Genomic DNA, 19,907 nt, shown 5'->3' with positions numbered 1-19,907 from the left:
TTTTCGTGAAAGGTCGGTTCACAGAGATTGATTGGACGGCGCGTCATACAGCAGTGCAAAATGGGCTAAACTGGAGATCCTGATCATGCCCGCTTTAATGAAGACTGAATACATCGGCACTATAGTTTGGCTGGGCGTTTTACCGAGTAGGGCAAGCGCGCTTCGCTCGCGACCGGTGACCAGCATCGCGGCACATTTCAGCGGATTGCAGGGCGATGATCATGGCGGCGATACACGGGCCTCTTGCAGTCGTGTGACGACGCAATACCCCAAGGGTACGCGCATTCGAAACACCCGACAGGTTTGCATCGTGTCGGCCGAAGAAATGGCCGCAGTCGCTGCAGACATCGGCGTTGATAGGTTCAATCCGGAATGGTGTGGCGCGAATGTCGTGATCGAGGGCATTCCGGATTTCACGCATATTCCCCCGTCTTCAAGGCTTCAAATGCCGGACGGCAGCGTCTTAACGGTGGATATGGAAAACCGGCCGTGCCACTTGCCCGCTCCGGTGATTGAGGAAGATGCGCCAACGCATGGCCGCGGGTTCAAGTCTGCGGCGAAAAACCGGCGTGGGGTAACGGCTTGGGTCGAACGAGAAGGGGTTTTGAACCTCGGAGACAGCGTGACCCTTCACATTCCGGACCAGCGCAATTGGGCCGAATTGGCGCGCTGAAATCGCGAGCGGTACTGCGTTAGTTTCCCATCTGAAACTCAAATCGAAAAAGAGGCCGATTCCGGCGTGTTAAATGTCGGAAATGCGAGGAGTCGGCGGCCATCTCCCAGATATAGGCGAAGGTACACAATAGTACCGACGCATGATTGCGCGGGCCAACGGGAGACCAACCATGAGCTTCAAGACCGACATCGAAATTGCCCGCGAGGCCTCCAAGCGCCCGATCCAAGAGATCGGCGACAAATTGGGTATCCCAAGCGCAGATTTGCTACCTTTCGGCCATGACAAAGCAAAAGTTTCAGCTGAATTCATCGCAGCCCAGCGTGGCAAAAAGGACGGCAAGCTGATCCTTGTGACGGCAATCAACCCAACCCCAGCGGGCGAAGGAAAAACCACAACGACCGTTGGTCTTGGTGACGGCTTGAACGCGATCGGCAAGAAAGCCGCGATCTGTATTCGCGAAGCGTCCTTGGGCCCGTGCTTTGGCATGAAGGGTGGGGCGGCCGGTGGCGGCTACGCACAAGTTGTGCCGATGGAAGAGATGAACCTGCACTTTACCGGTGACTTCCACGCGATCACATCCGCCCACAACCTGCTGTCGGCGATGATCGACAACCACATTTACTGGGGCAATGAGTTGGAAATCGATGAGCGCCGCGTCGTTTGGAAGCGCGTTCTTGATATGAATGATCGCGCCCTGCGTGACTGTGTGACTTCTTTGGGTGGTGTGGCCAACGGCTTCCCACGCCAAACCGGTTTTGACATCACCGTGGCCTCCGAAGTGATGGCGATCTTGTGCCTTGCGATGGATCTTGACGATTTGCAAAAGCGCCTAGGTGACATCATCGTCGCCTACCGTCGTGACCGTTCCCCGATCTATTGCCGTGACATCAAGGCAGACGGCGCTATGACCGTTTTGTTGCAACAGGCGATGCAGCCAAACCTTGTGCAGACGCTGGAAAACAATCCTGCCTTCGTTCACGGTGGCCCGTTTGCCAACATCGCGCATGGGTGCAACTCGGTTGTGGCGACGACAACAGCGCTGAAGCTGGCGGATTATGTTGTGACTGAAGCCGGTTTCGGGGCCGACTTGGGCGCCGAAAAATTCATGAACATCAAATGTCGCAAAGCCGGTTTGGCACCGGATTGTGTTGTCTTGGTTGCGACTGTGCGTGCGATGAAAATGAATGGCGGCGTCGCGAAAGCGGATCTGGCTGCCGAAAACGTAGATGCGGTGAACGCTGGGTGTTCCAATCTTGGTCGCCACATCGAGAACGTTAAATCCTTTGGCGTTCCAGTTGTGGTTGGGATCAACCACTTCTCAGGCGATACAGATGCCGAAGTCGCTGCCGTTAAAGCATATGTTGAAGCGCAGGGCTCGGAAGCGATTTTGTGTAAGCACTGGGCGCATGGCTCTGAAGGGGTGACTGAACTGGCAACCCGTGTAGCGGAAATCGCAGACAGTGGTGCGTCTCAATTTGCGCCTCTCTACACCGACGAGCTGACTTTGATGGAGAAAATCGAGACAGTCGCCAAGCGCATTTACCGCGCAGACGAGGTGTTGGCCGATAAGAAAATCCGCGACCAATTGCGCCAGTGGGAAGATGCGGGTTACGGCAACCTGCCGGTTTGCATGGCGAAAACGCAATACTCCTTCTCGACGGATCCAAACTTGCGCGGTGCGCCGGTCGGGCATTCTTTGCCTGTGCGCGAAGTGCGGTTGTCTGCGGGTGCGGGCTTTGTGGTTGTTGTCTGCGGCGAGATTATGACGATGCCTGGCCTGCCACGCGTGCCATCGGCAGAGGCGATCATGCTGAACGACGAAGGCCAAATCGAAGGCTTGTTCTAAAACTAGCGCGGGCGTGGGTGGCCTTCTGCCCCTACGCCCGCACCGCAGCAATGCTGCGTCCCCACCGTCTGCGGTGCGGGTGTTGAAATATTGAATGGAGAGAACTGCAATGAATGCACAGGTTATTGATGGGAAGGCTTTTGCGGCCAAGGTGCGCGCGCAGGTCGCCGAGCATGTGGGCAGACTGAAAGCAGAGCACGACCTGACCCCTGGGCTGGCAGTTGTGTTGGTGGGCGCGGACCCCGCGAGCGAAGTTTACGTGCGCTCAAAAGGGAAGATGACGGTTGAGGTTGGCATGAAGTCGGTCGAGCACCGTCTTGAAGCCGATACATCCGAAGAAGACCTGTTGGCAGTAATCAAATCGCTGAACGAAGACCCCAGCATTCATGGCATTTTGGTTCAGCTGCCGCTTCCCAAGCATCTCAATGAGGACTTGGTGATTAACTCTATCGACCCTGCCAAGGACGTCGATGGGTTCCACATCTCGAATGTTGGGCTGCTGGGAACCGGTCAGAAGTCGATGGTGCCTTGCACGCCTTTGGGGTGCTTGATGATGTTGCGCGATCACCATGGCTCCCTCTCTGGGTTGAACGCCGTTGTCGTGGGGCGCTCCAACATTGTGGGTAAGCCGATGGCACAACTGCTGTTGGGCGATAGTTGCACGGTGACGATTGCGCATTCTCGGACCAAGGATTTGCCAGATGTTGTTCGTGGAGCAGACATCGTTGTGGCGGCCGTTGGGCGCCCAGAAATGGTCTTGGGGGATTGGATTAAGCCGGGGGCCACCGTGATCGATGTGGGCATCAACCGGCTGGACGCGCCTGAAAAGGGAGAGGGCAAGACCCGCCTTGTGGGCGACGTGCATTATGAGAGTGCCGCTGCAGTGGCAGGGGCGATTACCCCTGTACCAGGCGGTGTTGGCCCGATGACGATTGCATGTTTGCTGGCCAATACGCTGACGGCCTGTTGCCGCGCGAATGAACTGGGTGAACCCGAGGGCCTGACCGCGTAAGCAACTAGGAAGACATGAAAAGGGCGGCGTAGTGATGATCCACTTCGCCGCCCTTTTTTGTCAAAAAAGGTGTGTTGCTAGTGCTTAATCTCTTCGTCTTTCACATACATGTTTGCCCATGCCCGATCGACCAGTTCGGGCGTCATTTGGTTGGGGATGCCTTCATATTCGCACACCGCAATCATTTGATCGATTAGGAAGTTCGAGTGGTAGTTGGCGTAAACATTGTCGATTGTCGGATAGCGCACTTTTAGAAGGTGGATCAAAGCGGCTTCATTGAGCGGCATTTTCTTCTTCTTGGCGACCATCGCGAAGACCTTCAGAAACTCTTCTTGAGTTGGGCCGTCGATCTTGATCTTGAAGAAAATACGGCGCAAGGCCGCGCCATCGAACATCTCATTCGGGTGGAAGTTGGTTGAGAAAATGACCAGCGTGTCGAAGGGCACCTCAAATTTTTCGCCCGATTGCAGGGCCAAAATATCGTATTCAGCCTCCATCGGAACAATCCAGCGGTTGATCAGCGCTTGAGGCGGTTCTTCTTGGCGTCCAAGGTCATCCACGATGAACACGCCGCCGGTCGACTTTAACTGAAGTGACGCCTGATAGGTGCGAGACGTGGCGTTATAGTTCAGGTCAAGCATGTTCAGCATCAGCTCACCACCGGTCATAACGGTGGGGCGTTCACACATGAGGTAGCGCTTGTCATAGCGGTTGTCGGTGCGACGAAGAGAGGTTGCCTGTGCAACTTCTTCTTCAACGATGGTGTGAACGATTGGATCGTATAGTGTGACGACTTGCCCAGCGTATTCAATGCATTGCGGGATGTAAATCATGTCGCCCAAGGCGTCGCGAATACCATTCGAGATCGCGGATTTACCGTTTCCGGGCGGACCGTATAGCAAAATGGAACGTCCCGAGCTAACCGCTGGCCCCAGATCATCCAGCAGGCTATCGGGCAAAATTAGATGCCCCATATTGGCCAAGAGTTTTTCACGGGTGATTTGGATGTTGCGGACAGACTGCCGCTTTACCTGTTCCTTGTACATCTCCAAGGGAACCGGCAGGGCCCCATAGTATTCCGATTGCGACAGCGCATCCAGCGCCCGAGACTTACCGGCATCAGACAGTTGGAAGGCCATTTCCGAGCCGGACCCCGCGTGAAGCGTGCCTTGTGCTTCGATCAGCTTTTGCTCACGGGCGATTTCAACCAGCTGCTGGGTTAGGCCCAAGGACAGGCAAATCGCTTCCGACATGTCAGAGACATGCTCCAAGTTTTTGCGAAAGACTGTTTTCAATAGGATATCACGCATCATAACGATGCTCAGGCCCGTGTCCTTCAACGACTTTGGAGAGGCCGGCGCCTGTACGCCTGTGTTTGTATGCATATTCATTTGCTCTGCCTTACGTGCCGGTTTGTCGGCATCCTTCCGCGTAGTTTACCTATTTCGCTTCGTTCAAACAACAAAAACGATCTTGCTTCAAAAATGGGGCAAGCTGGGATAGCTTCCGACCAAACTGAACAGCCGCCACCAGAGCGGGATACGGGGACTATGGGCATGGACGAAGGTATGGATAAGTCGGCAGCAAGGCTTTTTCTTGTTTATCTGTTAGGATTGGTCGGGCTGCTGGGTGGTTTGGCCTTGGCCAAAGGCGGGCTGTATGTCGAGCGCCATGAAGGCGACACGCTGCATCTGATTGAAATCGTTCTGCGCATGTCCGAAGGCCAATGGCCACATCTGGATTTTGTAACACCGCTGGGCATGCTGTGTTTCCTGCCGATTGTTGCCTTCATGTGGCTTGGCCTCGGGGTAGGGGCTGCCATTGTTATGGCTCAAATCAGCGTTGCGTTGCTTTTGGTGCCAATGGTTTGGTGGCTTGGACGCAGCCGCCTGTCGCGGGGGTTGGCGTATGGCGTCGGCGCGTTGGTTTTGGTCATGGCATTGGCGATGATCCACGGTGAGGCGGCAATTTCCTTATCATTATCAATGCATTATAACCGTTGGGCGTGGAGTTTTGCCTTCGTGGCAATTCTGATCGCAGTTTTGGACCCGAAGCATAGCTCCAACGAATGGATAGATGGTTTGATCGTTGGCGTGGCGTTCAGCTTCTTTGTTATGGGGAAAATCACCTATGGGGTCGCCTTCGCCCCAGGAGTAGCGGTGGCATTGGCCATGCGGGGACAATGGCGGGTCATTGCGACGGCACTGGTCGTTGTTGCGCTATTCGCCGGAGTTCTGACAGCATTGGCCGGACCGGCGATGTGGATGGGGTATCTAGGTGATCTGCTGCTGGTGTCGAGCACAGAGATTCGCCCACGCGCGGGCTTCTCAATGGGCGCATTGCTGGCGGCCCCGCAGTTTTTGCTTGGGAACATTGTCTTAATCTTGGCGGCAGTGGTCTTGCGCCGCGGTGTTGACCCGCGTTTAGGGATGTTCTTAATCCTTTTGGCCCCAGGAATGATCTACGTAACTTACCAGAACTATGGCAATGATCCTAAGTGGTTAGCACTGGTTGCGGTGATGATTTTGGCAGTGTCGCGCGGCCCACAAGTCGTCGCCTTGGCTGTGGCCGCTGGGGCATTGGTTTTTGCGTCATTCTTTAACATGGCGACCAGCCCGTTGCGGCATTTTTTGACCAATGAGCAAGGGTTCACCGCGCTGTTTCAAGGCACGCCCTACGCAGAAACACATGGTGACTTCTACACCCGTGCCGACCGCGTTAACCGGATCATGACCCGCAAACCGATGATCTTTGAAAGCGATGAGTTGAGCTATCTCAACGCCCTTGCGGATCACAAGCCAGAGGTTGAATTTTTGGGTGAAGCCCTGCCGACCTGCCTACAGGAACTGGGGTTGATTGGTGCGTCGTTGGCCATTGCCAAGGACTTGGATGAATCGGGCCTGTCAGAGGGCAAGACGGTCTTTGTTGCAGACACATTTGGTAGCTTGTGGATGTTTGGCGGATTGCAACCAACGCATGGTGCAGCCCCTTGGTACTACGGGAACCTTAGCGGATATGATGCTGCGGATTATTTCCTCGTGCCAAGCTGCCCAACAACTCCCTACGCGTACCGCGCTATAATGAAGGACGTCAAAGACCGGGGCGAAACACTCACCGAGCTGCGCCGCACCGAACTCTATACGCTATACGCGCGCCCCTAAAGGAAGGCGGCGCGGGCCAGATAGATCACCAATGTGACGGCAAGGGGCAGACCCATCGGAAAATCGCGTGTGCGCTCCCAGCTTTCCCAGTTGGGGGCGAGCCTGCGCAAAGGGCTTACACGGGCCAAGCGATGCAGGATGAAGGACAATATCGTGGTGACCGCGAAAATCGCCGCGACCGCAGTGGCGTCGCTCACCGCAACAAACGGGGCCATGGCTGCGGCGAACTTTGCGTCCCCCGCACCGACAAGGCCGGTGATCGTCATCAAGAAACCCACCGCCAAAACGATCGCGAAATGCAAGAAACGCCACGCGTAGACCTCAAATGGCAAGGCGATCACCCCGATGATGACAAAGACCACCAGCAGGGCCAATACGGCCTTGTTCGGGATTTTCATGCGGGCGAGGTCGCTCCATGCAACCCAAATTGAAATCAGGGTTGCAAGGGGCAGAGCCCATAACGCGAAGGTCGACATGCTTTAACTTTCGAGAGTGCGCAGCGAACGAATAGCCGCTTCAAAGTGCTGCGGGTGGATCTCGATGGCTTCTTCCAGCAAAGACTTACCGGTTTGCGTATCGCCTTGTTTGATCGCAGTCAGGGCCATCGTATGTAGCAGTTGCGCGCGCTCGGTTTGGGTGACCTGAATGATCGGAAGTGTGTAGTTCTTACGAGCACCACGGGCCAAAACCATGTTGTTTTTGGCGGTGAACAGGGTCGGGTCATAGGTGATGGCTTCACCGAAGAGGCGTTCGGCCTCGTCATAGTCTCCGCGCGTCAACTTGGAGAAACCCCAATTGTTCAAAACGGATCCTGGCGTCGTGGTTAGGCCAACCGCAGTTTCATAGAAGCTGTCTGCCTTTTTCCACTCTTTGTTGGTGTCGGCGACGATGGCTTCCAAGCGGTAGCGCTCGAAGGTCTCATAGGTCGGCGGAACGGTGTCGAGAACCTTTTCGGCCTTCTTCCATTCGCCTTGGCGGGCAAGGGAATTGGCAAAGGCGAGCTTGTCGTCGTTGTTGGCCTCGGGATGCTTGATGATCTTGGACCAGATCACGCCTGCTTCTGTGGCACGTTTGGCACGCAAAAGCGACTGACCCAAGCCACGTTGCAGATCAATGCGGTCCGGATTTTCGCGCGCGGCCTTTTGGAAGTAGGTGACCGCTTCATTCGGGTCGGCGACCGTCAGCATGATGTCGTTGAGGTTGCTCTCGTCAATTACATTGACGTTTTTGAGGGTCTTACTGTATTCGCCTTTGTCGCTTTTTTCGCAAGCGGCAAGTGCAACTACACTGATAAGACACAGCATTCCTGTCTTCATATGGCGCATGGGGCGTCCTCTACTCTGCTCTCAATGGCTTTTAGATCAAGGCGCCTGAAGGATCAGGTAGCGGCCGTTCCCGCGTCTCACCAAGTCGAAAGCTCGTTCGTCTTTTTCTGAAGTATAGGCAGGGTTTTCTATCTTAGCGAGGGCGCGGCGCAGGTTTTCCCTGATTTCGTCAGATTTGCCACTATCGAGGGCAAAGGCCGTCTTAAAAACGCGGCTGGCCTCGCCTACACGGCCTGTTTCCATCAAAACCACCCCAAGGTTGTTCCATGCGGGCACAAATGTTTGATCGACCTTGATCGCGCGCCGTAGCAAATCTTCGGATTGGCCAAGTCGCCCGAGGCGCAGGTTGACTGAGCCAAGTGCGCTTAAGACATCGACGTTGGTGCCTTGCTCGCCGGCTGCGCGCAGATAGGCCTTTAGGGCAAGTTCAAATTGACCCGCAGCCATGAGACGGTGCCCGACTTCGAGGCCATCGACCGAATGCAAACGCGTGACATCACCGGTTGGCGGAAACGGGCTAGCCCCCTCGCCAAGCGAGGAGGCCTTTTCCTCGCATCCCGCAAGGACCAGTCCAATTGCTATCGCACCCACCCAATTTCGCATTTATTAACCACCGCCGTTTAGGTTCTTATAGATGTCATAGATCGATGGGCCGATCAAAATAATCAAAAGAGGTGGCAGACAGAACATCATGGTGCCCAGCGTGAGCTTGGTTGGCAACACGTTGGCCTTTTCTTCGGCGCGCATCACCCGTTTGTCCCGCATTTCGGATGCGTATACGCGCAACGCGTCAGCGATGGATGTACCGAAGCTGGTAGATTGGATCAGCACGGTCACAAAGCTGGATACATCGGGAACGCCGGCCCGCTCAGCCATATCACGTAAAACGGTGATACGGTCTTTACCGGCTTTCATCTCATTTGCGACCATTTGAAATTCATCGGCCAATGCGGGGTAGCCTGCACGAATTTCGGCTGCCACGCGGATAATGGATTGGTCCAACGCTTGGCCCGCTTCGACACAGACGAGCATCAGGTCAAGGCTGTCAGGAAAGCCGGATTCGATTTCTTCTTGGCGTTCTTGGCGACGACGTTCGATCCAGTATTTGGGCAGGTAGTAACCCGCCCCACCTGGGATCACGATTGCCAAGATTAGGTCGCGGGTCGACATATCGTCGCCCCCGATGAACAAGGCATAGAGCAAGCCCAATGTCAGGAACGTCAACCCAAGCGCGAATTGCGCAAAGTGAAATGTCCGCACGGCTGTTTTTTGTTTGTAACCGGCCTGAAGCAATTTGAGCTTCATGCCTTGCAGTTCTTCTACGTCTTGTGGCTCCAGAAAGTTGGCGAATTTGTCCAACTTGTCAGTACCGTTCTCCGTGCGCAGAGACGATCCGTCTTTTCCCGACTGCGCATAGGTCCGCTTCGCCTCGTCGCGAATGCGGTCAAGCGGGTCTTTCTTTTTCTTCAACATAGACGGCAATGTCACTGCCACCATGAGCAAGCCAAGGAAACCTACTGCAAAGAGCGGCCCAAGCTCACCGAAGTTTTCGGTTAAGATGGTGTTGATTGTGTCAAGAAACTGCATCTCATTACACCTTAATGTTTACCATGATGCGCATGAAGACCATGTTCACCACTAGGAACACACCCACCACGATACATGCAGGGATGAAAAACTCGGTTTCTTTAACTTCTGCGTAGTAATCTGGTTCCATGATGTTGATGCCAACCAGCGCCAACAATGGAAACATCGACAAGAACATGCCGGACCATTTTGCTTCGGCCGTAATGGCCTTCACGCGGCGAAACAGCTTGAAACGCGCACGGATAACCTGAGACAGGCCGTGCAAAATTTCGGCAAGGTTACCGCCGGAAGTTTGTTGAATTGTCACCGCGACCGCGAGGAACCGCAGATCCTGCATATCCATGCGTTCTGCCAAGTGTTTCAGGCTTTCTGCCACGTCGCGTCCGTAAGCAGATTCATCGGCGATTAGGCCAAACTCGGTGCCAAGAGGGTCTGCGACTTCCTTGGCCACGATGTTGATCGCGGATGCAAACGGGTGGCCCACACGTAAGGAGCGCACCATAAGCTCAATCGCATCGGGCAGTTGTTCTTCCAACAACGCCATTCGCTTTTTACATTTGTTGTTCACCCATACATAGACCGCACCGACCCCCATCGCGAGCGCGATAAGACCGCGCACAGGAGCGGTTGCTTCGGTGAGTTGGCTAAGAATGGCAAAAACCACGCCGGACAGCACGAACATCATGCCGATCAACGCCATCGGGGTGAAGGCGATATTCGCGCGCACCGCTTTGTCGGCCAACATAGAATAAAGCGGAATGCCGCCAGAATTCATATGCTGGTTCATCTCCTTGCGAAGTTGTTCCAACACCTTTTCGCGTGAACCGCCCTTTTGGAGCATGTCCAAACGACGATTGACCTTACTATTCAAGCTGATCGATTTGCCGAAAACGACAAGGTAGACCCCTTCGATCAACATCAAAACGGCGACAAAGATTATGCCGTAGAGGATTGGTTCAAAACTGATTTCCATACTGGTTACTCCGCTGCGACCGGCTCGTAGATCGAAGCAGGCAGATCATAGCCCCACTGCTTGAACCGGTCGGAATAATGCGAGCGCACGCCTGTTGGGGTGAACTGGCCGATGATCTTACCGTCGGGCTGAAGGCCCAGGCGTTGGTAACGGAAGACCTCTTGCATGGAGATAACATCACCTTCCATGCCGGTGATTTCGGTGATTGACACCATGCGGCGCGACCCGTCTTGCAAGCGCGAAGCCTGCACGATCAAGTTTACCGCCGAAGAAATTTGTGCGCGAACCGCTTTGATCGGCATCTCGATACCGGCCATCGCGATCATGTTTTCCAAACGAGAGACCCCGTCGCGCGCCGAGTTGGCGTGAATGGTCGTCATCGATCCATCGTGACCGGTATTCATCGCTTGCAGCATGTCGATAACTTCCTCGCCACGCGTTTCACCCACAATAATGCGGTCAGGACGCATACGAAGGGCGTTTTTCAGACAATCGCGCTGCGATACAGCACCTTTGCCTTCCACGTTGGCGGGGCGACTTTCCATCCGGCCCACGTGAACCTGCTGGAGTTGAAGTTCCGCCGTATCCTCGATTGTGAGGATGCGTTCGGAGTTGTCGATAAAGGAAGACAAAGCATTCAGCGTTGTCGTTTTACCAGAACCCGTACCACCGGACACGATGACATTCAGGCGGCAGGCAACGGCGGCTTGCAAATAGGCGGCCATTTCTTCCGAGAAGGCGCCAAATTTCACAAGGTCATCAATGCCAAGTTTTTCTTTCTTAAACTTACGAATGGAAACCAGTGATCCGTCGACAGCAATCGGGGGAACCATGGCGTTGAAACGCGAGCCGTCTTTTAGGCGCGCATCCACGTAAGGGTTTGATTCGTCGACACGACGACCAACAGCAGACACGATCTTATCGATGATCCGCAGCAGGTGTTTTTCGTCCTTGAAGCGCGTGTTGGTTAAGGACAGCTTGCCGTCACGTTCTACAAAGACGCGGTTCGGACCGTTCACCAGAATATCGTTAACGGTTTCGTCTTTCAAAAGCGGCTCTAGCGGTCCAAGTCCCGTGACTTCGTCGAAGAGTTCGGCGTGCAAAGTTTGGCGTTCATCCTTGGTAAGGATGACGGACATCTCCTCCAGCCCTTCGGCACAGATAGCAATGATCTCGGATTTGAGATCAGCTTCCGGAGCGTCTTCCAAGGCGGCAAGGTTCAAATTGTCGAGCAGGCGATGGTGCAGCTCGGAGCGAACCTCTTCAAGACGTTGGCGACGCTTAAGCTCTTTGTCTTGAGCGATGGCCTCCGCAGGTGCAACAGGTGCTTTCGCCTCCGACCGGCGCATCGACTTCGAGGCGACCGATTTAGGAGCAGGAGCCGCAACAGCAGCGGCTTCCTGTGCAGCGGACTTGGAGGCCGCATCTGTTTTTTTGTAACGCGCAAACATACTAACTACCCTTTACTATCCTGTGGCTTCCGTTTGATTGGTTTCATGCAACGATGTCGCAAGTTTGGCGATTTCTTTGCGCAACGGATTTTTTGCCGCTGTATCGACCAGTGGCAGACCATGATCACAGCTTTGAGCAACCTGTTTTCCGCCATCAGGCATATGCAGTTCGATGGAAATATCGAGGCTCTCCGCCATCCGTTTGGCACGACTTTTGCCAGACAGATCGGTGAACTTGGGTGCATGGTTCAGCACATACCGAATTTTCTCATAGGGGAGGCCTTCGGATTTGAGAGCGCGGATCATGCGAAGTGCGTTTTGGGCAGAGCGCAGGTCAAGTTCCAACATGCCGAAGTAAATATCCGACATTCCCAACACGGTTTCGGTCCATTGAACCAAGGTCGATGGCATGTCGATGATGACGTAGTCAAAGTTACGACGCGCGGTGCTTACCAGTTTTTCGATGTCTTCCGGGCTCACCAGATCCAAGGGGATCATATCCGCAGGCGACGTCAAAACCTGAACTTTGTCGTTGAAGGTCGTCAGTGTCGCGCGAAATGCATCGTCATCCATGCTTTCGATATCGGACAGCATTTCCAGAACGGCATCGCGGCGCGGCAGGTCAAGATAGGTTGAGGCCGACCCGAATTGGAAATCCAGATCCAGCAAGCAAACCGAAACGTCCACCTTCTTGTCGACGGTGGCAAGCTCCCACGCAAGGTTCACTGCGAATGTCGACGCGCCGGAGCCGCCTGCGAGACCATGAACAGGTAATACAACCCCCTCGTTGGTGCCAACCTTGCCCGTGGCAACGGCGGGCGCATCTGCTGTGACAGGTGCTTGCGGCGCTTCTACGACTTCGACCGGCTCGTTGATGCGCGCGATGGAATCGTGCAGGGCACCTTCGGGCAGCGGGTAGGGGACGAAATCGTTCGCACCCAGTTTTAGCAATTGGTGTAGCGCAATCGGGGATACGTCTTCTGCGATCAGAATGACTTTAATATCCATGTCCTTTGCACGGCCGATAATGTCACCAATCAACGTCAGATTGTTTTCATCGGAAGTGTCAACGGCGACTGCGATGAACTGCAACTCTGACGCATCAGGTTGGTTCAAATAGGCGTTGGCGTCCTCAAAACTAAGATCGCCCCATGCTTCGCCCAATTCCGTTTCCATGTCTTCGATCAAGAGATCGAAGTTTTGAACGTCGCGGGCGACAGTGCAGGCAGAAATTGGTGCCGGGTCGGGTCGTAATGCTACATTGCTCGTCATGCCTAGAATCCCATTTGGCCAAAAACAATAGGCCGGGTTCGTGTTAACGAGGGCACCTTTTTTTAAGGTTAGTGCCCCCGCCAACTGTTTGCGGTATTTAAACCAAAATGCCGAATTAGAGCGGATTGTGGCTTATCTCATGACAAGGAATGCTTAGGAAAAGGGGCAAGAATGGGGCCAAATTAGCGAGAAATTGAGGTATTATTTCCGTTATTGCACTATTCTCTCGCGAGCGAGGGTTTCGTCGCTCTTTGCGGTCTGTACGTACTCGCGTTGGACAATTACCCCGTATTTGCCGTCAAGCACGAGAGGATTACCCTTAACGAAGCCACTCACCTCGGTCACAGTACGGCGATTCCGGCGTTCTGGGTTCTCGGTATGGATAACAGGGCGCGTTTCTCCGAAAGAAGAGACGGCTTCCAATCGCGACCGGCTGATCCCCTGCGAGACCAGAAAGTTAACAGCCGCGCGCGCTCGACGCAGGCCCAAGGCCTTGTTCGACGCATTTGAGCCCACCAAATCCGTATGCCCGTAGACGCGGAATGTGACTTCGGGAAACTGACTGATCCAATTGGCCTGCTGCAAGAGGGCTGCGCGGGCATTGGCATCCAGCTTGCTGGAGTTGAACTCGAAGTTAACTTCTGTGTTCACATCCGCGTTGAAGCGGTGACCAAGGGATTCAGCGACAGTGATCGACCCGTTTTGCAACAAGGTGTTGGTCATGGTCGGGTTGCCGAAGCCACCTTCATCAAGATCCCCGCCGGCTTCGCGCTCAAACACATTGCTTGGCGCGGAACATGCGGACAATCCAACCGATAAAACGGCAATCATAGCGATGCGGGAGGAAGATATAAGCATCTGTGTTTACTCCAAAACGTAACCGTATGAACCAGAGAAGTCCTGGCGCGCCACTTCACCTGTTGGTGTGCGGCTTGTGCGTACTTCGCGTGCGACTTTCCCGTTCAGGAAGAACTCACGTTCGGTAGGGGGGCGCACACGGTCGGTAGAGATGACAAGGCTGTTGCCACGTGTCGGAGAGACCAAATGCGCGGTGATGATTACAACCAGTTCCGACTGGCGCCGTTCGTAGTTCGCGGACCGGAACAAGGCACCAAGCACTGGGATATCCCCCAGCCATGGCACTTGGCCTGCGACGTCACGGAAGTCATCTTCCAAAAGACCGGCGATGGCAAAGCTTTCGCCGTCACGCATCTCAACAACTGTGGAGGAGGCGCGCCGAGAAAAGGCGTTCACTGTGAAACCATCGTTTTGAACAACAACTGTAGGATCCAAGCCGGATACAGCTGTATCAAGCTTAAGGTTAATGATGTCATCGTCCAGCACTGTCGGAGTGAAGCTAAGCTCAACACCGAAAGGTTTATAGCTGATGGTTACCGAGCCATCTTCCGAAATCGGAATAGGATATTCGCCACCCGCAAGGAATGTTGCTTCTTGGCCGGACAGGGCCGTCAAGTTCGGCTCGGCCAGAGTGCGCACAAGGCCTTTTTCTTCCAGCGCTTCAAGCACAACCATGGCGCGCAAGCTGCCGCTGCCAAATCCGAAAGAGAAAACACCGTTACGTTCGCGTGCCGAGTTCACTGCCCCCGCCGTCGCACCGGTTCCTAGGGCTGCGCCCAAGTTTGCACTGGTTTGAAGCGTGTTGGTGAAGCCGTTTGCTCCGAAGCTGCCGCCTGAGGTTTGGAAGCCGAGGCTGGCCGAGAGATCTTTGGAGACCGAGCGGCGCATCTCTGCAAAGCGCACTTTCAGCATGACTTGCTGGGTGCCGCCTACGCTCATAAGATTGGAAACTGCGCCGGGTGCATAGCGTTCTGCCAAATCCAACGCGCGGTCCAGCTTGGTAATGCTGGATACGGTTCCCGAAAGCACGAGCCCGTCGTTGGCGGTGCGCACTTCGATGTTCTCACCTGGAAGGATTTCGCGGATGCGTTCTTTGAATTCTGAAAGGTCAGGGGAAACCCGCACCGACACATTGGTAATCAACCGGCCATCTGCACCCAACAGGGTTAACGTCGTGCGTCCGGGAGCCTTGCCGAGCACGTATATCGTGCGATCAGACAATGTTGCGATATCGGCGATGGCAGGGTTTGCCACAGACAATTCAGCAAAAGGGACGTCACTTTCGACGACAACTGCACTGTTGATAGACACGTTAAGTTTACGTGCCGTGGATTGATTGGTCACCTTCAGGTTTTGTGCAAAACCGGTCTCGGGTACAAATGACGTAAGCGCGAGCCCAAAAAGCCCTGCGCAGAAAAACTGCTTCAATTTCATTGTGATCTGCCTCTCTGATCACTTGGGTTGAACGGGTCTTTTGCCCATTTTCACCGGAACCATGCGCGAATTAGAAATTTATTGCAAGAATCAGGTGTTTATAGCGCGTCATTTATGTGGGCCTGTCGCAACACCACGCTATCTCTAGTGGCTAAATGCAAGACGGCACCCAAGATAGGGTGCCGTTGGAGTGTTTTAAGATGGATCCGCAGATCAATTGGTGCAGGGGATCGGGATTTCCACAACATCAGCGCCTTTGCGGGTTTTGATGGTGCAAACCTTGGCGGCCTTCTTCTCGACGATCGCTTCTTCACTAATTCCCAGCAACTGGTTCTGGTCAACTTCAACGGCTGCGACTTCGGAATCGTCTCCGGCGCCAACCAGTGATAGTGACAAACGGCCCGAAGATTGCGCCTGCGCCAATGCGCCAACCTCACTTGGGGAGGCGGCAACTGTAACTGTGCGTGCAATTGTCGGCGCAGAGCGGTCCCCGTCAGCTGTTTGGTCCACTGCGATCAATTTCAAACGCGTGTCGATCAGTTTGGTGACCTCGCGACCGCGGCTGTTGCCGGTCCAGTATACGTCTACGTGATCGCCCGGGCGCAAGAAACCTGACACGCCAGAAGATACATCCACACGCAAAGCAAAGGCGCGCATACCTTTTTCAAGGCGCGATGAAACACCTGCGTCTTCGCCCGGCTCAGTTACCTTGCTGGCCATGACGGCTTCGTCTTTTTCCATGACGCGCAGGACAGTGCGGAACTCTCCTGATGGTGGAAACAAGTCTTCGCCCTTTTGAAACGCACCTTCGGGAATGGCGTTATTGGGCCACGCGATGATTTGTACGTCTTCTTTGGTTAATGTTTCACCGTAAGCCATTTGGCGTTTCACGGTAAATACAGCCTCAAGAGGTACGTTGCTTTGCAACAGTTTTTCCTGAGCAGCCACTTTGGCCTGATATTGGTCGAACCTGTTTTTAGCCATATATGCAGCGAAACCCGCTAAGGCTACGCCAAATATAAGCACTAATCCGAAAACCACTCGCATTTCTTGCCCCTTTACAAATTGATAATGCTCGCCACTTCTGTGCCGAGTCCACTCGTATGCTCCACTGATGCGAGGGAAATGCGGCAAAATCAGGGAAGGGGCATGGAGTTACCGCGGCAAAGGCGATTATCCTTGCTAGAAAGAGGTGCTCACACCTTGAGTATCCGAGGATGTGTTCACATCGCTGCTGAGCGAAGCGGTGCCATCGATGACCACTCCCATAGAGGCGATAGCCAACCCGATAACGCCGGCGGCCAATATGACCCAGTCGATTGTTATCGCACCGGATTCATTTCCCCAAAAACGGGATACTAGGTACTTCATTCGGTTCTCCGAGTACACAGACGCGGGTCGTCTGTAGAGTGCCTACATTGCAGTCAAATAAGGCGAAAGTTAGAAATATTATGGCGATTTCGCCACATTTCACGCCGAAGAAGGAAACGGTTCGTTTCGATTTGTTAACCAACAATTCCGGCTTGGCGTCATCATCAAGGCCGCGGCTTGATCTGCGCGGCCCTGAAATGTCTATTCTTTATGGTCGTTTCTTAGAACGAGCTGACGATGTCACCTGGTTCGACACGGTATGTTTCGGCTTGGTCCAGATCTTCGACCCCGCGCACAACCCCCGCAACCGCGATGACGCCAAGGACGCAAATCACGCCACCCACGGCCATAACCTCAACGGTTATCGCGCCGGCATCATCGCTGATGAACTTTTTAAAAAACGTATTTAACTTCATAACTTAGGTCTCCGGTAAGTGCGCGCGCTCTCGGTTGTCTTCAACCTTGAGGCGCTGCAGGTAGGCTATGCGAATAGGTCTTGGCCTTCGCAGTTAATCTACGTTCACCTGTCGCATGACATCACGGCGAGAAGGTGACGTTATTAGGATCATTCTTGGAATGTGTTTTGTGGGGGCAGGCCCGCGCAAACAAAAAGACCGCGCTCCTGTGGAACGCGGTCTAATCTTAAGGTCGCTGTTAGGCGACGACTAACTTAGAAAGTAGTCGAGATACCTTGAGTAGTCAGCTGAGTTTCGATGTCGCCGGACAGAGTTTCCAAGCCGTTGGAAACAGAAGCCATAACTGCGATGCCGAGGCCAACGATGGCGGCTGTCAGTACAACCCAGTCAACAGTTACTGCGCCAGATTCGTCAGCTGCGAAGTTTTTGATCATTGCGTTCAGTGTCATAGTATATCCCTCCAAGGATTTAAGTTTAGTTAGTTCAAATTGACGCTTGTCGAGTTACAACATCGTTGGAAAACAGGGCAGGAAAGTGACACGAATAGGATTATTGTAAGAAATTCACATTTTTCCGAAGCTTGGTGGCTGGTTTTTCCGACTTTCACGGAAGTAAACAGACAGGCCCGCGCAAGCAAAAAGACCGCGCTCCGGTGGAACGCGGTCTAATCTTAAGGTCGCTGTTAGGCGGCGACTAACTTAGAAAGTAGTCGAGATACCTTGAGTAGTCAGCTGAGTTTCGATGTCGCCGGACAGAGTTTCCAAGCCGTTGGAAACAGAAGCCATAACTGCGATGCCGAGGCCAACGATGGCGGCTGTCAATACAACCCAGTCAACAGTTACTGCGCCAGATTCGTCAGCTGCGAAGTTTTTGATCATTGCGTTCAGTGTCATAGTATATCCCTCCAAGGATTTAAGTTTACTTAGTTTAAGTTGCCTTAACGGTAGTTCGACCCAGTCAGCCTCTGTTCTAAACTGTGTCACCGTTTCGGCGTGTCGTATTGTCTGTATTGCCCTCAATCGGGGCGAGAATTGGGCGAAACTGGTACCATATTTTAACCAAAGCAATTTCTTGTAAGAGCTTTAGAATAAACAGGTAATTTCCTACATTCGAACAATTCCCTAAGTCGCTGATAGGCGACGACCAGTTTAGAACGTGGTCGAGATACCTTGAGTAGTCAGCTGAGTTTCGATGTCGCCGGACAGAGTTTCCAAGCCGTTGGAAACAGAAGCCATAACTGCGATGCCAAGGCTAACGATGGCCGCGGTCAAAACGACCCAGTCAACAGTTACTGCGCCAGATTCATCAGCTGCGAAGTTCTTAATCAATGTGTTCAGTTTCATAGTGTATCCCTCCAAGGATTTTACGTCGGTTCGTTCACCTTAACGCTTGTGTAACCCGGCTAGCCTCTGAACTAAGCCGCGTCTCCGTCTTGGTATGAAGCATGTATCCCCCTCAATCAGGGCAAGAGTGGGGCAAGAATCGTTCGTTTTGTGAGCGCTTACATTAATTTTAGAAAAGGCTATTAGTGAATTGATTTTAAAGCGTTTTGCGTAAAATTCAGGGCTTTTCCCCAAGGTATTTGTCCCGGCAATTGCGTCAATGCCAGCACAGGCAAATGATTGTTGCGCAGATGAGGTGGTATAGAGAGCGATTTTCTGCGACAGTCCGAAAAAATAATAACGTAAACGGCAAGTCGGGCAGGCTCATGTCGAACCATATTCGAAAGATTCTCGTCCTCATGTGTTTGTGCATGGGCGGAGCGGGGCAGGCTGAAGAGCTGAAGCCCGCCTTTGGAGGTGACTTTACCTTCAAGAAGATCGCGCCCCCAAAGCGCGGTGCTAAAAAGCTGATCACAATTCAGATCGAGCCCAAAGCCCCGGAAGTGGCAGCGCCGACCAAACCCAAAGCCGCAGGGGCCGCTCCGGCTCCGTCGAAGATCGACTGGTTCTGGGAAGCCGTGTCACCTTCCATCGAGGCGTCTGGGCCAGGCAGGTTCTCTCAGGCGGTTGCGACACTTGGCAAAGCGCCCAAGGGAAAGTCGGTCAGGGCTCCTCGATTAGAGACCATGCAATCTATCGCGTCGCAACACGGGACAACCATTTTGCTTGAAACACTGAACAAGAAGATATCGCCTGCCTTTGTTCTGGCGTTGATTTCAGTCGAGTCCGGCGGGCGGGTCGCTGTCGAAAGCAACAAGGGTGCGCAAGGGTTGATGCAGCTTATTCCAGATACTGCTGCGCGCTTTGGCGTAACCGACAGCACCGATCCCGCGCAAAACATTAAGGGTGGGGTGGCTTATCTGGAATGGTTAATGAACGAATTCAAAGGCGACCCGATTTTGGCGCTTGCGGGCTATAACGCCGGTGAAAACGCAGTGAAGAAACACAACGGGGTGCCGCCCTACGCTGAAACCCGCAACTATGTGCCCAAAGTTCTGGCGGCATGGAAGGTTGCGAAGGGCATGTGTTTGTCACCTCCAGAGTTGGTCTCTGACGGCTGCGTATTCCGCACGAAAGGTTAAT

At 53.7% G+C, this 19,907-nt stretch carries 21 protein-coding genes; 6 read left to right on the top strand and 15 right to left on the bottom strand.

Annotated elements, in window-relative coordinates:
* Nucleotides 1–85: 85 nt before the first annotated feature.
* From Q0746_RS04635 to folD, 3 genes are all read left to right on the top strand, one after another.
* Nucleotides 86–673, top strand: a complete 588-nt coding sequence (locus tag Q0746_RS04635; RefSeq protein ID WP_298257665.1) for an MOSC domain-containing protein — start codon at nucleotides 86–88, stop codon at nucleotides 671–673.
* Nucleotides 674–845: 172 nt separating this feature from the next.
* The gene (locus Q0746_RS04630) at nucleotides 846–2,522 is read left to right on the top strand and encodes a formate--tetrahydrofolate ligase (protein ID WP_298257663.1); all 1,677 of its coding nucleotides are present in this window, start codon (nucleotides 846–848) and stop codon (nucleotides 2,520–2,522) included.
* Between the two features lie 109 nt (nucleotides 2,523–2,631).
* Complete coding sequence (gene folD / locus Q0746_RS04625) at nucleotides 2,632–3,534, top strand: bifunctional methylenetetrahydrofolate dehydrogenase/methenyltetrahydrofolate cyclohydrolase FolD (protein WP_298257661.1); 903 nt, start codon at nucleotides 2,632–2,634, stop codon at nucleotides 3,532–3,534.
* Nucleotides 3,535–3,611: 77 nt separating this feature from the next.
* On the opposite strand, the gene Q0746_RS04620 is transcribed toward folD, so the two are convergent.
* Nucleotides 3,612–4,925: an ATPase gene (locus Q0746_RS04620; RefSeq protein ID WP_298257658.1), complete on the bottom strand. Its 1,314-nt coding sequence runs from the start codon at nucleotides 4,923–4,925 to the stop codon at nucleotides 3,612–3,614.
* 165 nt (nucleotides 4,926–5,090) lie between these two features.
* On the opposite strand from Q0746_RS04620, the gene Q0746_RS04615 reads away from it, so the two are divergent.
* Nucleotides 5,091–6,695 (top strand): hypothetical protein, encoded by a 1,605-nt coding sequence (locus Q0746_RS04615; RefSeq protein ID WP_298257656.1) that lies wholly within the window; start codon nucleotides 5,091–5,093, stop codon nucleotides 6,693–6,695.
* Here the strand turns inward: Q0746_RS04615 and Q0746_RS04610 are convergent.
* The 11 genes from Q0746_RS04610 to Q0746_RS04560 form a co-directional block, all read right to left on the bottom strand.
* Nucleotides 6,692–7,171 carry a prepilin peptidase gene (locus Q0746_RS04610; RefSeq protein WP_298257654.1) on the bottom strand — a complete coding sequence of 160 codons (480 nt, stop codon included), beginning with the start codon at nucleotides 7,169–7,171 and terminating at the stop codon, nucleotides 6,692–6,694. The two genes, Q0746_RS04615 and Q0746_RS04610, sit on opposite strands and share 4 nt — an antisense overlap.
* A gap of 3 nt (nucleotides 7,172–7,174) precedes the next feature.
* A complete protein-coding gene (locus tag Q0746_RS04605; RefSeq protein ID WP_298257652.1) occupies nucleotides 7,175–8,020 on the bottom strand; it encodes a tetratricopeptide repeat protein in 846 nt (281 codons plus the stop codon).
* Nucleotides 8,021–8,056: 36 nt separating this feature from the next.
* Entirely contained in the window at nucleotides 8,057–8,623 is a 567-nt protein-coding gene (locus Q0746_RS04600) for a tetratricopeptide repeat protein (protein ID WP_298257650.1), read from the bottom strand.
* Between the two features lie 3 nt (nucleotides 8,624–8,626).
* The gene (locus Q0746_RS04595; RefSeq protein ID WP_298257648.1) at nucleotides 8,627–9,607 is read right to left on the bottom strand and encodes a type II secretion system F family protein; all 981 of its coding nucleotides are present in this window, start codon (nucleotides 9,605–9,607) and stop codon (nucleotides 8,627–8,629) included.
* A 4-nt stretch (nucleotides 9,608–9,611) separates the two neighbouring features.
* Nucleotides 9,612–10,580, bottom strand: a complete 969-nt coding sequence (locus Q0746_RS04590; protein WP_298257646.1) for a type II secretion system F family protein — start codon at nucleotides 10,578–10,580, stop codon at nucleotides 9,612–9,614.
* Between the two features lie 5 nt (nucleotides 10,581–10,585).
* On the bottom strand, nucleotides 10,586–12,031 hold the full coding sequence (locus Q0746_RS04585) for a CpaF family protein (protein ID WP_298257644.1): 1,446 nt from the start codon (nucleotides 12,029–12,031) through the stop codon (nucleotides 10,586–10,588).
* Between the two features lie 15 nt (nucleotides 12,032–12,046).
* A complete protein-coding gene (locus Q0746_RS04580; protein WP_298257642.1) occupies nucleotides 12,047–13,303 on the bottom strand; it encodes an AAA family ATPase in 1,257 nt (418 codons plus the stop codon).
* 210 nt (nucleotides 13,304–13,513) lie between these two features.
* Nucleotides 13,514–14,161, bottom strand: a complete 648-nt coding sequence (locus tag Q0746_RS04575; RefSeq protein WP_298257640.1) for an OmpA family protein — start codon at nucleotides 14,159–14,161, stop codon at nucleotides 13,514–13,516.
* Nucleotides 14,162–14,167: 6 nt separating this feature from the next.
* The gene (locus tag Q0746_RS04570; protein ID WP_298257638.1) at nucleotides 14,168–15,595 is read right to left on the bottom strand and encodes a type II and III secretion system protein family protein; all 1,428 of its coding nucleotides are present in this window, start codon (nucleotides 15,593–15,595) and stop codon (nucleotides 14,168–14,170) included.
* A gap of 213 nt (nucleotides 15,596–15,808) precedes the next feature.
* Entirely contained in the window at nucleotides 15,809–16,642 is an 834-nt protein-coding gene (gene cpaB / locus Q0746_RS04565; protein WP_298257636.1) for a Flp pilus assembly protein CpaB, read from the bottom strand.
* A 135-nt stretch (nucleotides 16,643–16,777) separates the two neighbouring features.
* On the bottom strand, nucleotides 16,778–16,966 hold the full coding sequence (locus tag Q0746_RS04560; RefSeq protein WP_298257634.1) for a pilus assembly protein: 189 nt from the start codon (nucleotides 16,964–16,966) through the stop codon (nucleotides 16,778–16,780).
* An 80-nt stretch (nucleotides 16,967–17,046) separates the two neighbouring features.
* On the opposite strand from Q0746_RS04560, the gene Q0746_RS04555 reads away from it, so the two are divergent.
* Nucleotides 17,047–17,376, top strand: coding sequence for a hypothetical protein (locus tag Q0746_RS04555; protein WP_298257632.1), 330 nt, complete (start codon nucleotides 17,047–17,049; stop codon nucleotides 17,374–17,376).
* A gap of 260 nt (nucleotides 17,377–17,636) precedes the next feature.
* Here the strand turns inward: Q0746_RS04555 and Q0746_RS04550 are convergent, their stop codons facing one another.
* The 3 genes from Q0746_RS04550 to Q0746_RS04540 all read right to left on the bottom strand — a co-directional run bounded on the left by Q0746_RS04550 (nucleotide 17,637) and on the right by Q0746_RS04540 (nucleotide 18,725).
* Complete coding sequence (locus Q0746_RS04550) at nucleotides 17,637–17,831, bottom strand: pilus assembly protein (protein ID WP_298257630.1); 195 nt, start codon at nucleotides 17,829–17,831, stop codon at nucleotides 17,637–17,639.
* Between the two features lie 249 nt (nucleotides 17,832–18,080).
* Nucleotides 18,081–18,275, bottom strand: coding sequence for a pilus assembly protein (locus tag Q0746_RS04545; protein WP_298257630.1), 195 nt, complete (start codon nucleotides 18,273–18,275; stop codon nucleotides 18,081–18,083).
* Nucleotides 18,276–18,530: 255 nt separating this feature from the next.
* Nucleotides 18,531–18,725 carry a pilus assembly protein gene (locus Q0746_RS04540; protein ID WP_298257628.1) on the bottom strand — a complete coding sequence of 65 codons (195 nt, stop codon included), beginning with the start codon at nucleotides 18,723–18,725 and terminating at the stop codon, nucleotides 18,531–18,533.
* Between the two features lie 398 nt (nucleotides 18,726–19,123).
* Here Q0746_RS04540 and Q0746_RS04535 point away from each other — a divergent pair, with 398 nt between their 5' ends.
* Complete coding sequence (locus Q0746_RS04535; protein ID WP_298258061.1) at nucleotides 19,124–19,906, top strand: lytic transglycosylase domain-containing protein; 783 nt, start codon at nucleotides 19,124–19,126, stop codon at nucleotides 19,904–19,906.
* Nucleotide 19,907: the final 1 nt, after the last annotated feature.

Source organism: uncultured Litoreibacter sp., assembly GCF_947487515.1.
In the GTDB taxonomy this organism is placed as follows: Bacteria; Pseudomonadota; Alphaproteobacteria; order Rhodobacterales; family Rhodobacteraceae; genus Litoreibacter.
Note: the sequence above shows the minus strand (reverse complement) of the source record. Positions and strands in the feature narration are given on the sequence as shown.

Coding starts and splice junctions, on each gene's coding strand:
- Q0746_RS04605 (WP_298257652.1), bottom strand. CDS start 8,020: ATGCGCCATATGAAGACAGGAATGCTGTGTCTTATCAGTGTAGTTGCA.
- Q0746_RS04635 (WP_298257665.1), top strand. CDS start 86: ATGCCCGCTTTAATGAAGACTGAATACATCGGCACTATAGTTTGGCTG.
- Q0746_RS04595 (WP_298257648.1), bottom strand. CDS start 9,607: ATGCAGTTTCTTGACACAATCAACACCATCTTAACCGAAAACTTCGGT.
- Q0746_RS04580 (WP_298257642.1), bottom strand. CDS start 13,303: ATGACGAGCAATGTAGCATTACGACCCGACCCGGCACCAATTTCTGCC.
- Q0746_RS04540 (WP_298257628.1), bottom strand. CDS start 18,725: ATGAAACTGAACACATTGATTAAGAACTTCGCAGCTGATGAATCTGGC.
- Q0746_RS04590 (WP_298257646.1), bottom strand. CDS start 10,580: ATGGAAATCAGTTTTGAACCAATCCTCTACGGCATAATCTTTGTCGCC.
- Q0746_RS04555 (WP_298257632.1), top strand. CDS start 17,047: ATGGCGATTTCGCCACATTTCACGCCGAAGAAGGAAACGGTTCGTTTC.
- Q0746_RS04545 (WP_298257630.1), bottom strand. CDS start 18,275: ATGACACTGAACGCAATGATCAAAAACTTCGCAGCTGACGAATCTGGC.
- Q0746_RS04585 (WP_298257644.1), bottom strand. CDS start 12,031: ATGTTTGCGCGTTACAAAAAAACAGATGCGGCCTCCAAGTCCGCTGCA.
- Q0746_RS04570 (WP_298257638.1), bottom strand. CDS start 15,595: ATGAAATTGAAGCAGTTTTTCTGCGCAGGGCTTTTTGGGCTCGCGCTT.
- Q0746_RS04535 (WP_298258061.1), top strand. CDS start 19,124: ATGTGTTTGTGCATGGGCGGAGCGGGGCAGGCTGAAGAGCTGAAGCCC.
- Q0746_RS04630 (WP_298257663.1), top strand. CDS start 846: ATGAGCTTCAAGACCGACATCGAAATTGCCCGCGAGGCCTCCAAGCGC.
- Q0746_RS04575 (WP_298257640.1), bottom strand. CDS start 14,161: ATGCTTATATCTTCCTCCCGCATCGCTATGATTGCCGTTTTATCGGTT.
- Q0746_RS04550 (WP_298257630.1), bottom strand. CDS start 17,831: ATGACACTGAACGCAATGATCAAAAACTTCGCAGCTGACGAATCTGGC.
- cpaB (WP_298257636.1), bottom strand. CDS start 16,642: ATGCGAGTGGTTTTCGGATTAGTGCTTATATTTGGCGTAGCCTTAGCG.
- Q0746_RS04620 (WP_298257658.1), bottom strand. CDS start 4,925: ATGAATATGCATACAAACACAGGCGTACAGGCGCCGGCCTCTCCAAAG.
- folD (WP_298257661.1), top strand. CDS start 2,632: ATGAATGCACAGGTTATTGATGGGAAGGCTTTTGCGGCCAAGGTGCGC.
- Q0746_RS04560 (WP_298257634.1), bottom strand. CDS start 16,966: ATGAAGTACCTAGTATCCCGTTTTTGGGGAAATGAATCCGGTGCGATA.
- Q0746_RS04600 (WP_298257650.1), bottom strand. CDS start 8,623: ATGCGAAATTGGGTGGGTGCGATAGCAATTGGACTGGTCCTTGCGGGA.
- Q0746_RS04610 (WP_298257654.1), bottom strand. CDS start 7,171: ATGTCGACCTTCGCGTTATGGGCTCTGCCCCTTGCAACCCTGATTTCA.
- Q0746_RS04615 (WP_298257656.1), top strand. CDS start 5,091: ATGGACGAAGGTATGGATAAGTCGGCAGCAAGGCTTTTTCTTGTTTAT.